The organism is Actinomycetospora sp. (assembly GCF_055612215.1).
This window is the reverse complement of the sequence record NZ_JBVPVA010001011.1, coordinates 1-10,766: the sequence shown is the minus strand read 5'-3', so window position 1 is coordinate 10,766 and position 10,766 is coordinate 1. Positions and strand designations below refer to the sequence as shown.

At 73.8% G+C, this 10,766-nt stretch carries 12 protein-coding genes; 5 read left to right on the top strand and 7 right to left on the bottom strand.

The genetic code is table 11. The features are described from left to right. Positions 1 to 42 precede the first annotated feature (42 nt). Positions 43 to 810, bottom strand: coding sequence for an alpha/beta fold hydrolase (locus AC0CYZ_RS27460; RefSeq protein WP_472221282.1), 768 nt, complete (start codon positions 808 to 810; stop codon positions 43 to 45). Positions 811 to 1,160: 350 nt separating this feature from the next. Then, positions 1,161 to 1,820: an AraC-like ligand-binding domain-containing protein gene (locus AC0CYZ_RS27455; RefSeq protein WP_472221281.1), complete on the bottom strand. Its 660-nt coding sequence runs from the start codon at positions 1,818 to 1,820 to the stop codon at positions 1,161 to 1,163. 259 nt (positions 1,821 to 2,079) lie between these two features. On the opposite strand from AC0CYZ_RS27455, the gene AC0CYZ_RS27450 reads away from it, so the two are divergent. Beyond that, complete coding sequence (locus AC0CYZ_RS27450) at positions 2,080 to 3,048, top strand: helix-turn-helix transcriptional regulator (RefSeq protein ID WP_472221280.1); 969 nt, start codon at positions 2,080 to 2,082, stop codon at positions 3,046 to 3,048. Between the two features lie 104 nt (positions 3,049 to 3,152). Here the strand turns inward: AC0CYZ_RS27450 and AC0CYZ_RS27445 are convergent, their stop codons facing one another. Both AC0CYZ_RS27445 and AC0CYZ_RS27440 read right to left on the bottom strand, forming a co-directional pair. After that, positions 3,153 to 3,590 carry an OsmC family peroxiredoxin gene (locus tag AC0CYZ_RS27445; RefSeq protein ID WP_472221279.1) on the bottom strand — a complete coding sequence of 146 codons (438 nt, stop codon included), beginning with the start codon at positions 3,588 to 3,590 and terminating at the stop codon, positions 3,153 to 3,155. Positions 3,591 to 3,712: 122 nt separating this feature from the next. Further along, a complete protein-coding gene (locus tag AC0CYZ_RS27440; RefSeq protein WP_472221283.1) occupies positions 3,713 to 3,988 on the bottom strand; it encodes a GlsB/YeaQ/YmgE family stress response membrane protein in 276 nt (91 codons plus the stop codon). 225 nt (positions 3,989 to 4,213) lie between these two features. Here AC0CYZ_RS27440 and tatA point away from each other — a divergent pair, with 225 nt between their 5' ends. Next, positions 4,214 to 4,513 (top strand): Sec-independent protein translocase subunit TatA, encoded by a 300-nt coding sequence (gene tatA, locus AC0CYZ_RS27435; protein WP_472221277.1) that lies wholly within the window; start codon positions 4,214 to 4,216, stop codon positions 4,511 to 4,513. Positions 4,514 to 4,549: 36 nt separating this feature from the next. Continuing rightward, the gene (locus AC0CYZ_RS27430) at positions 4,550 to 5,806 is read left to right on the top strand and encodes an acyltransferase family protein (protein WP_472221275.1); all 1,257 of its coding nucleotides are present in this window, start codon (positions 4,550 to 4,552) and stop codon (positions 5,804 to 5,806) included. On the opposite strand, the gene AC0CYZ_RS27425 is transcribed toward AC0CYZ_RS27430, so the two are convergent. The 3 genes from AC0CYZ_RS27425 to AC0CYZ_RS27415 all read right to left on the bottom strand — a co-directional run bounded on the left by AC0CYZ_RS27425 (position 5,743) and on the right by AC0CYZ_RS27415 (position 8,310). Continuing rightward, entirely contained in the window at positions 5,743 to 6,714 is a 972-nt protein-coding gene (locus AC0CYZ_RS27425; RefSeq protein WP_472221273.1) for a sucrase ferredoxin, read from the bottom strand. The genes AC0CYZ_RS27430 and AC0CYZ_RS27425 overlap by 64 nt on opposite strands. Then, entirely contained in the window at positions 6,711 to 8,045 is a 1,335-nt protein-coding gene (locus tag AC0CYZ_RS27420) for a cupin domain-containing protein (protein WP_472221271.1), read from the bottom strand. The genes AC0CYZ_RS27425 and AC0CYZ_RS27420 overlap by 4 nt, the downstream gene beginning before the upstream one ends. Positions 8,046 to 8,142: 97 nt before the next feature. Beyond that, complete coding sequence (locus AC0CYZ_RS27415) at positions 8,143 to 8,310, bottom strand: hypothetical protein (protein ID WP_472221269.1); 168 nt, start codon at positions 8,308 to 8,310, stop codon at positions 8,143 to 8,145. A gap of 474 nt (positions 8,311 to 8,784) precedes the next feature. Between AC0CYZ_RS27415 and AC0CYZ_RS27410 the strand changes: the two genes are divergently transcribed. Together AC0CYZ_RS27410 and AC0CYZ_RS27405 are read left to right on the top strand one after the other, a co-directional pair. Continuing rightward, on the top strand, positions 8,785 to 9,540 hold the full coding sequence (locus AC0CYZ_RS27410) for a phosphoglyceromutase (protein WP_472221267.1): 756 nt from the start codon (positions 8,785 to 8,787) through the stop codon (positions 9,538 to 9,540). Between the two features lie 122 nt (positions 9,541 to 9,662). After that, positions 9,663 to 10,766, top strand: a 1,104-nt coding sequence (locus tag AC0CYZ_RS27405; RefSeq protein ID WP_472221265.1) for a sensor histidine kinase, incomplete at its 3' end; no start/stop codon positions are given.

Below are 10,766 nucleotides of genomic sequence, written 5' to 3'. Positions count from 1 at the left end.
TCGACGACGGGTGGCGTGAGGTCGCCGAGACCGCGTTGACCTTCATCCGGCGCTACCTCTGACCTCGGTGTTCGCCGGGTTGTTCTTGTACCGCTCGTAGGCGGCGTGGGAGATCGCCCAGGGGATCGTGTTGTCCTTCTCCCCGGAGATGATCAGAAGGGGTCCGCGGTCGGGGTTGTCGACGTCGACCCAGGCCTCGGTGCGGGGGTTGACGTTGGCGACGGCGTCCTGCCACAGCGGCAGGCCGGGTGCCGGCACGGCGAACTGCTCGTACAGTCGCTCGGCCTGGTCGTCGTCGACGGCGTTGGCGAACGCGTAGCGGAACTGCTCGAAGGTCAGCGGCACCGCACGGTGCCGGGTGCCGGGGTGACCCAGGACGGGGGTGCCGGCGCGGAGCGCGGAGATCGGCAGGGGCAGCACTCCGCGGAACGGGGCGGCGTCGATGGCCACCGTGGCGGCCGAGAGCCCCCGGCCGGCCAGGATGTGGGCGAACAGGCCGCCGAAGGAGTGACCGATCACGGCGGGCGTGTGCTCGAGCGCCTGGATCAGGGCCGTGTAGTGGTCCACGACCTGCCCGATGCTCTTGTCGGCGAACACGTCCGGGTCCGCGTTCGCCTCGGCCACGGTTCCGGGGTCGTCGGGCCAGCCCGGTGCGATCGGCGCGAAGCCCGCGTCACGGAACACGGGCAGCCAGCGGTCCCAGCTCGACGGGAGCAGCCAGAGTCCGTGCACGAACACCACCGCCCGACGTCCGCTGGCGTTCGCCTCGGCCACCAGCGCCTGGTCGTGCTCGAGCAGTTCCGCGTCCATGTCCTCGCCCTCCCGGTCCTCGTGACTGGGCCGAGGGTGACCCGATCTGATCGCCCGGGGGATGGCTGAGCCTGCACAGGTCTTGGCTGGGCGTGCACCGACCCCGGCACCGGCTCGTCCGCGGTCGGCGGGCGGGCACGGTAGGCGTCGTCGACCGATCTCCGGGGGTGTGGTGGCGCTCGTCCTTGACACCGACGCAGTGGCACCCGAGGACCGCCACGAACTGATGCGCGACGTCCTCGGCCGGTCCGGGCTGCGAGCGGGTCACTTGCGAGTGAGTGCCGCCGCGCGAACCCGGCGGGCGCGGCCGGGGATCGTTGAGCCCGCGGGACGGCTCCCTCGACTCCTGGTCAGGATCCGTGGGCCGGCAGCATCCCGGACGTGGCGTCGCCGTCGGATCGCCCCGAGGCAGCGGTCATCACCAGGGCGCGGACGAGCTCGACCGTGGCTTCGCCGAGTGCGCCCGCCCCCGCGTCGCCGGCCAGCCGTGCCGCATCGGCGCTGAGACGCCGGATGTGTCCGGTCACCAGCGCCCGGAGCGGATCGGTGACGACCTGGACACAGGCTCGGCGGACCAGCTCGACCGGCAACCCGAGACCGTCCAGCGGGATGTTCACCGAATCGGCGCCCCCGTCGCCGTGCCAGCGGTAGTCGTAGGCCGACGTGTGATCGATCAGCACCAGGTCCCCGGGCCGCAGCAACCGACGGCGCTCGTGCTGGACCAGCACGCCCGGGCCGCGTCCCTGGACCGCGACGGCGAGGACCTCGGGTGCGGCGCGAGCCGTCCGCTCGGGTTGCACCATCCGGATCCCGGAGCCGGCGTAGCTGAACGTGCCGACGGCGCCGAGGCTCTCCGCCTGCAGGCGGGCGTGCACCGTGGTGCTGCGCTCGTGCGTCACCGAGCAGTCGATCCCCAACTCGCCGATCAGCGCGGCGATCGCGTCGACCCGCTGTTCCGCGACGACCCGCGAGCTGTCCCACCACATCCCGGAGCCTCCGGTCCCGCTCACCGCCACGGCCGCGCCGCGGCGACGCTAGGCGCTCGCCCGCCGCCGAGGCAGACGACAGCGACAGTCGTGCACTCCCAGCACCGAAATCACGTGGCACCAGTCCCTCGGCCGCCGATCGGTGCACGCTGGACCAAGAGGTGTGCACGCTCGACCGCACCCGCCGCTTGTCCACGTCGTGCCGGCTGCCTAGCTTCTCCTCATCGGTGAGCGACCGGTCCACCGGCCGCGGACGAACTGCCACTCGACCCGTGGGACCGTCGTGACGCTGATCCTTGACACCGCTTCGATCCCTCCCTCCGATCGCGACGAGGCGACGCGCGCCGTGATCGAGCAGATGAGCGTCCCCACCGACGTCTCCCTGCTGGGGCCGACGTCGCGCAACACCCGGATGGACGTCTGGCAGCTCGGTCGCGTCAACGCCCTGCGCAACGACGGACGACCCGTGCGTCTGCTCCGTACCTCTCGCCACGTGCGCCGGGAGGCGCCCGAGGTCGTCTCGATGATCGTCCAGCTCAAGGGGCGATGCCTGCACCGCCAGCACGGCCACGTCCTCGAGACCCGGGCCGGGAACCTGCTCCTCTGCGACCTCACGGGGACCTACGAGTCGGACACGGGTCCGGCCACCCTTGCCACCTACATCTCCTACGACGATCTGGGGATGGACGTCGACGTCGGGCGGCGGGCCATGGCCGGCCTGCACACCAGCCCGTTGTACGACCTCGTCCGCCACCACCTCGCGGCGCTCGACGGCTGCGCCGAGAGCACGAACGACGCCGCGGCCGCCACCTCCGTGGGTGAAGCCACCGTCGAGCTCGTCCGAGCCCTCCTCTTGTCGGCTGCCGGGGACGCACGCCGGCGCGACGCCCTGCACGACACCCTGACCACGCGGATCGAGACCTACCTGCGCCAGAACCTGCGTGATGCCCGGTTGTCTCCTGAGCGTGTCGCGCAGACCCACCACGTCTCGGTGCGCACTCTCCACAATCTGTGGTCGGACCGGGAGACCACCCTCATGGAATGGGTGATGCGTGAGCGCCTCGAAGGCGCTCGTCGGGAGTTGCAGGCCCCGTCCCCGGGCGCCGGATCGGCCACCATCTCCCACACCGCCGCCCGGTGGGGATTCTCCGATCCCACGCACTTCAGCCGACGATTCCGAGCGGCCTACGGGATGCCTCCCGCAGCATGGCGGCGAGAACACCGACGGCCCGGACCTGGACCCTCGCCGTGAGGCGTCTCCCGGTCGGCCGAGCCCCGGCCCGGAACGCACGAACGGCCGGTTCGTGACCCTCGAAGGTCAAGAACCGGCCGCTCGTGCAGGCGGAGGTGCGGAGCTCAGTTCTCGAGGGCCGCGTCCAGCGTGATCGTGGTGCCGGCGAGCGCCTTGGACACCGGGCAGGTCTGCTCGGCGGTCTTCGCCAGCTCCTTGAACTTCGCCTCGTCCACGCCGTCGACCTTGGCGCGCAGCGTGACCGCGACTCCGCTGATCTCGAAGCCGCCGCCCTTGGCCGGGGAGAGGGTGACCTCGGAGCTCACGTCGATCGAGGAGGCCCGGAGGTTCTCGCCGCCGAGCACGCCCGAGAGGTTCATGGCCAGGCACGAGGAGTGCGCCGCGGCGATGAGCTCCTCGGGGCTGGTCTGGCCGTGCGGGTCCTCGGCGCGGGTCGGGAACGAGACGTCGAACTGCCCGGCGTTCGAGGAGTCCAGCGTCACCTGCCCCGTCCCGTCCTGCAGTCCGCCTTCCCAGTGGGTGGTCGCGTCACGGCTCGGCATCCTGGCCTCCAGGGGGCTCGGTGTTCGGGGACGACCGGCCTTCCGGTCGCTTCGATCGTGCACAACCGAGCCGGGCGCCCACGGATTCCGGGGCGCCCGGCGGGACCCTGCGAGCGGACGGGTCAGCGACGGACGCGCTTGCGGCCGGTGACGCGGTTGTAGACCACCAGCAGGATGATCGCGACGATGATCGACCCGATCCAGCCGACCGGGCTCTTGAACGAGAGCTGGTGCGGCGCGAACAGCAGCGAGCCGAGGAGGCCGCCGACCACCGAGCCGAGGATGCCCAGCGCGATCGTCGGCAGGATGCCGATGTTGTCCTTGCCGGGGACCAGCGCGCGGGCGATGAACCCGACGATGAGCCCGAAGACGATCCAGCCGAGGATGGTCAAGATGATCATGGAGATTGCCCTTCCGGGGTGAGCCGCGGGGAACGGATGCAGGCCCTACGTCGCCCCACCATGATGCTCGTCAAACCTCGCGGAGCACACACTTCCGGCGGATTGCGCGCCAGATGCCGCGGCGTCACCGGCTCTTCGCCGTACGCTCACCGCGACGGGGCTACCCTCGGGCCCGAGACGGCGGCTGCCGTCGCCCCGCGAGGCCCGGAAGGTGTGTGTGCGATGGGATCACTGAGCCCGGTGCACTGGGCGATCGTGATCGTCGTGGTGCTCCTGCTGTTCGGTTCGCGGAAGCTGCCCGACATGGCCCGCGGGCTCGGCCAGTCGATGCGCATCCTCAAGGCGGAGACGCGGGGCCTGCAGGAGGACGACCGCGCCCACACCTCGTCCGCTCCGGGGCAGCCCGGGACGACCGCGAGCCCGGGACCGGCCGCTCCGTCGACCCCCGAACGGCCGAGCGGGACCGCTCGCCCGGACGCAGCCGCAGAGCGGCCGTCGAGCGCGGAGCGCGACGCCTCGTGAGTTGACGGTCGCCGTGCGTTGATAACGTCCGCCGCGGTGACCGACTTCGCGAGACCGGCAGAGGCCACGGAGGCCGTCGAGGCCGTGGCCGCGCCCGTCCTGACGTCGGACGGGGCCGCCACGGCGGCGCCCGCGCGCACGGAGCGGACCGCGGGTGGCTCCGGACGCCGGCTGTCCTGGGACGTCCTGCGGGTCGTGTTCGTGCTGCTGGTGATCCTCTACCACTCGACGTTCATCGGGCCGCTCGTCTACCACGACATCATCCCGAAGAACCTCGTCTTCCCGCACCAGGTCGGGGCGAGCCTGCTGCTGGTGCTCTCCGCGTACTTCGTGGCCGCGACGGTCCGTCGTGGGGGAGCGCGGCGCGGCGGGACCGCCCGCTGGTGGTGGGGCAAGATCGCCCGTCTCATGCCGGCGTTCTTCGTGGCGACCGTGAACGCCTGGATCTTCCTGCGCTACCTCGCCCCGGACGGCTGGTACCTCCCGGGCAAGCGCGACCTGGTCGCCAACCTGCTGATGCTCTGGCACTGGGACGGGCGCTGGGGCTACGTCGACGGCTCGTACTGGACGATCCCGCTGCAGCTCATGGCCTTCTGTCTCGCCGCGGTGATCTGGCGCGGCCGGCTCGGACGCGGGGTCGGGCTGCGGGTGCTGATGTGGGCGGCGCTGATCGTCCCGGCCCTGCAGTGGCACCACCTCGCCACGCGCGCGCCCGGCTCGTACTACGCGATGCTCGCCGACGGGGCCGGCATCTTCCGGTGGCACCTGTTCGTCGCCGGGGTCGCGGTGTGGATGGTGTCCACCGGGCGACTGGGGCGCCGGCACTTCGTCGCGATCGAGCTCGTGGCGGTCGCCGAGCACGCGCTGCAGACCTCGGTGCTCGACCCCACCGCGGGGTGGAGCACCGACTGGATCGCCGTCGGGCTCATCGCCCTCGGGATCCTCGCGATGACGGGGGCCGCGCTCGGACCCGACTGGGACCGCTGGATCCCGCCGGTGGGCCGCCGGGCGATCACGTGGCTGGCCGGCATCTCCTACGGGGTGTTCCTCACCCACCAGACCGTGGGCTACGTCGTCATGCGCCGGCTGCAGCAGCTCGGGGTCGGCCCGACCCTCCAGACCGGGTTCATGATCCTCACCGGGGTGCTCGCGGGCTGGCTCCTCACGCGGTTCGTGGAGCGCCCGCTGCACCGGCGCCTGATGCGCGCGTGGGACGTCGGCCCGGGTCGCTACGGCCGGGTGGACCTGGCGTCGGTGCCGATGCCGGGCCCGTCGAGGGCGACGAGGTCGTAGGTCCGCATCGACGCCGCCCGCCCCGCGCCGCACGTCAGCGGGGTCGGTGAGGAGATCCACCGCTCCCGGACGACGACCTCGAGCTCGCCGGTCCCGTCGGGGGCCTGTAGCCGTACCGTCCAGCGGTGCGCGTCCTCCGGGTCCTGCCGGACGTCGAGCGGGGCCAACGCCTCGACGCGGTGCTCGCCGAGGGCGAGGCGGGCGTGGTGCTGCGCGCCCTGCACCGGCGGCGCCAGCCCGGCCCGGCCGCGGACCAGGTGCGGGTCGACCTCGCCGGCCGTGTAGCGCTCGGCGATGGCGACGGCCTCCGTCGCCGGGACGCGCCCGAGGACGAGGCCGTGGGGCAACAGGACGAGGTTCGCGGCGAACCGGTCGCCGCCGGTGTGCGTCGTCTCCCAGGTGCGGTCGGGGTGCGTGGCGGCGAGCACCGCCGCGACGGGCCGGCCGCGCATCGCGCAGCACGCGTCGTGGCGCCCGTGCGCGCAGACCAGGTAGACCGGCTCGTCGGAGGGCTCCGTCGAGTGCTCGAGGTCGGCCAGGGCGGCGGGCAGCGCCTCGGGCGCGTCGACGCGGCCCCACCGGACCGACTCGTGGCCCGGCCGGCAGTCGACGACCGCGAACCGGCCGCCCGCCTCGGTGGGCACGCCGCGGGCGGAAGGGCGTCGGATGAGCTGGAACCGGGCCTGGTGGGCGCGGCAGAAGGCGTCGATCCCGTCGACGACGTCGTCGGCGAACCCCGCTCCGCCGAGGGCCTGCGCTCCCCACGGCCCGGGGTGCTCGACGAGCACCCAACAGCGCGCGGGTGGCGCGGACGCGAAGAGCGGGTCCTCGCGCTCGCGGGCCGCCTCCGAGCAGCGGAACGGCACGGCCGCCTCGGCGGGCTGGGTCAGGGCGTCCGAGGCGGTCACGTGTCCGTCGTACCTCCGGGGTCGCCCGGAACGCCACCCTCGGGTGCCGATGTCCGGCCGGCCGAGTCCGGCGTCACCAGGACGCCCTCGGTGAGGAGACGCCGCGCGACGACGACCGCGTCGCCGGGGTCGGCCTCCGGCACGTCGCCGAGGCGGACCGGCGCCCCGTCGAGCAGCGCCGCGAGCGGCGTCGCGGCGGCGGCCGGCAGCTCCAGCGTCCGGTCGGGCAGCTCGAGCCGCACCGGGGCGCCGTCGGCGGCCGGGGGCAGGACGCGGTGACGCAGTCCGTGGCGCAGACGCACCACGGAGTCCGGTCCGAGGGCGTGGACGGCCGCGGCCTGGCGCAGCGGGCGCAGCGACTCGGGCCGGTTCCCCGACCACACGCGGCCCCGGAGCCGGCGCGCGGCGTGCGCGGCGCGGGCGTCGTCGTGCGACCGGTCGGTGAAGTGCTCGGCCGCGCGGCGGGCGACCACCTCGAGGTGCGGGGCGAGCGCGGCCGGGTCGGAGACGTCGACGCCGAGCGGGAGGGAGCCGCGCAGCTCCGGGTCGTCGGCCAGGCCCGCGAGCAGGGTCTCGAGCAGGGCGTGGCGGGTGACGACGTGGACCCCGACGGTCAGGTGCGCGGAGACCTCGCCCTGGGCGGTGGCCGAGTGCAGGTAGCCCCGCGGCAGGTAGAGCGCGTCGCCGGGGTGCAGAACCTCGTCGAGGAGGGGCTCCTCGGCGGCGCGGGCCCGGACGGCGGCGGCGTGGTCGTTCCAGGGCTGGGTGCGCAGCGGGTCGGGGTGCACGGGGGCGTGGACGTGCCAGCGCTTGGTGCCCGCGATCTGCAGGACGAAGACGTCGTGGACGTCGTAGTGCGCGGAGAACCCGGTCGAGGAGGCGGGCGTGACGTAGGCGTTGACCTGGACCGGATGGCCGAGGTCGGCGTTGAGGCCGCTCGCCAGCTCGGTGACCGGCGCCCAGGTGCGGTGCACGCCCTGGAGCACCACGGTGTGACCGTCGGCGAAGAGCGCGGCGACGCGGTCGTCGCGCAGCTGGTCGGAGACCTCCGCGCCGACCCCGCCGTCGCCGGTGAAGTGCTTCGAGTCGACGACCGTGCCCTGCTTGGCGATGCGCAGGAACGGCGTGCGCAGCCCGCGGTGGGCGAGCAGTTCGTCGACCGCGTCGAGGGAGAAGAGGTCGCCGAACCCCGGCTCGTCCGTCGTCCCGCGGTCCTTCGCGAGGTCGTCCCGCCGGGAGAGCACGGCCTGCCGGCCCCAGGCCTCCTGCGCGAACGCGTCGAGGTCGCCCGCGACGGCGCGGCGTAGGAACGGGCGGTCGGTGCTGGTCATGCTGGTCGTCTCTCTGGCGTCCGGAGGGTGGGGTGGGGCCGTCGGATCAACGGGGCTTTCCGGACGTTGAGTGCCAGGAACGGGACTTTCCTGACACTCAACGTCCGAGAACCGCCATTCGCTCAGGCGCCGCCGTCGGCTCCACCGTCGGAACCGCCGCCGCGGGCGCCACCGTCGGCCGGACCGTGGCCGGCACCGCCGTCGGCTCCACCGTCAGCTCCACCGTCAGCGCCGCCGTCGGCTCCACCGTCAGCGCCGCCGCCACGGGCGCCACCGTCCGCGGGGCCGTGACCGGCGGACCCGTCGGCACCGCCGTCGGCGCCCCCGTCCGCTCCGCCGTCGGCGCCGCCGCCCGACGCGCCGCCGTCGGCCGGGCCGTGACCCGCGCCGCCGTCCGCACCGCCATCGGCACCGCCGTCGGCACCGCCACCGGACGCGCCGCCGTCGGCCGGGCCGTGCCCGGCGCGACCGTCCGCACCGCCGTCGGCTCCGCCGTCCGCGCCCCCGTCGGCGCCGCCGTCGGCGGGCCCGTGTCCGGAGGTCGTGATGTCGTCGTCGTTCATCGCTGCTCCTCGTGCTGGGGTCTGGTCCGTCACTGCCCGGATCGAGCGCAGTATGTCCCGGCCCGCCCGGCGTGCCACGTGTTCGCGGGCCGTCTACCCGGGCCCGTCGCATCTCACGCGCGTCGCCGGCCCGCGAGGGTCCCGGCCGGGCGCCCGACCTGGCAGGGTTCCGCGCCATGACTGTGGGCACGCTGGTGCTGCTGCGGCACGGGCAGAGCGAGTGGAACGAGAAGAACCTCTTCACCGGGTGGGTCGACGTGCCCCTCTCCGACACCGGCGAGCAGGAGGCCCGCCGGGGCGGTGAGCTCCTCACCGAGGCCGGGCTGCTGCCCGACGTCCTGCACACGTCGCTGCTGCGGCGGGCCATCGCGACGGCCCAGATCGCGCTCGACACCTGCGACCGGCACTGGATCCCGGTGCGCCGCGACTGGCGGCTCAACGAGCGGCACTACGGGGCGCTGCAGGGCAAGGACAAGAAGCAGACGATGGAGACCTACGGCGAGGAGCAGTTCCAGATCTGGCGGCGCTCCTACGACACCCCGCCCCCGCCCATCGACCCCGACGACGAGTACGCCCAGACCGGCGACCCGCGCTACGCCGACCTGGGCGACGCCCTGCCCCGCACGGAGTGCCTCAAGGACGTCCTCGAGCGGCTGCTGCCGTACTGGCAGGAGGCCGTGGTGCCGGACCTGCGCGCCGGCCGCACCGTGCTCGTCGCCGCACACGGGAACTCGCTGCGCGCGGTCGTCAAGCACCTCGACGGTGTCGACGACGAGACCATCTCGGGCCTCAACATCCCCACCGGTATCCCGTTGCGCTACGACCTCACCGAGGCCGGGGACGACCTCACGCCGACCAACCCGGGCGGCACCTACCTCGACCCCGACGCCGCGCAGGACGCGATCGCGGCGGTGGCGAACCAGGGCCGGTAGGGCCCGCATCGGTGAACACCACCTGAACGGGTCGCCAACAGTCACCCGCCCGGGGGTTGGACCGGTCACCAACGGCGGTCGGACGTGGGTGGGATCCGCGGTGACACCCATACGATCGCGGCGTGGCCGTCCCGGCGTACGTGACCGTCCTGGCCGCCGTGCTCGCGGCGGTCGTGGGCCTCGTCGTCGGCGCCTCCGTCGCCCGGTGGAAGCGCCGGACGCGGGCGGCGGTCGTCGCGACGGGCCCGACGGTGGCCGAACTGCTCGCCCGGATCGTGCGCCGCTCGCACGCCGGGCTCGCGGTCATCAACCGCTTCGGGGACGTCGTCCTCTCCAACGACCGCGCCGAGGTGCTCGGCGCGGTCGTCGGTGCCCGGCCCGAGAACCGCGTGGCGGAGGCGGCCGCCAAGGTGTCGGAGACCGGCCGCAGCGCCGAGATCGATCTCTCCCCGCCCTCCTCGGCCCGCCGGACGCCGCAGTCGGTGATCGCGCGGCTCGGGCCGCTCGGGGACGGCTTCGTGGTGGTGGAGGCGTCCGACACCTCCGCGGCCGTCCGGCTCGAGGCCGTGCGGCGCGATTTCGTGGCCAACGTCGGCCACGAGCTCAAGACGCCGGTGGGCGCGATGGGCGTGCTCGCCGAGGCGGTCCTCGACGCCGACGACCCGGAGGAGGTCACCCGCTTCGCGACGAAGATCCTCCACGAGTCCCGCCGGATGGGGGCCCTCGTCACCGAGCTCATCGAGCTCTCCCGCCTGCAGGGCGCCGAGCCGCTGCCCGAGCTCGACCCGGTCGACGTCGACGACGTGATCTCGCGGGCCGTCGCCCGCGTCCGCGTCTCCGCCGAGACCGCCGGTACCGACCTCACCCTCGACGCGCCGAGCGGGCTCGAGGTGTCCGGGAAGTCGACGCTGCTGGTCACCGCCCTGGCGAACCTGCTGGAGAACGCCGTCGCCTACTCGCCGAGCGGGTCGTCGGTCTCGGTGCGGCGCCGGCGGGTCCGGGGGGCCGACGGCACGGACGGCGTCGAGATCTCGGTGACCGATCGCGGCATCGGCATCGCCCCGGAGCACCAGCATCGGGTCTTCGAGCGCTTCTTCCGGATCGATCCGGCCAGATCCCGCGCGACCGGGGGGAGCGGGCTCGGGTTGGCCATCGTGCAGCATGTGGCGGCGAATCACGGTGGCAGCGCCGGCGTCTGGAGCCGCCCGGGAACCGGTTCGACCTTC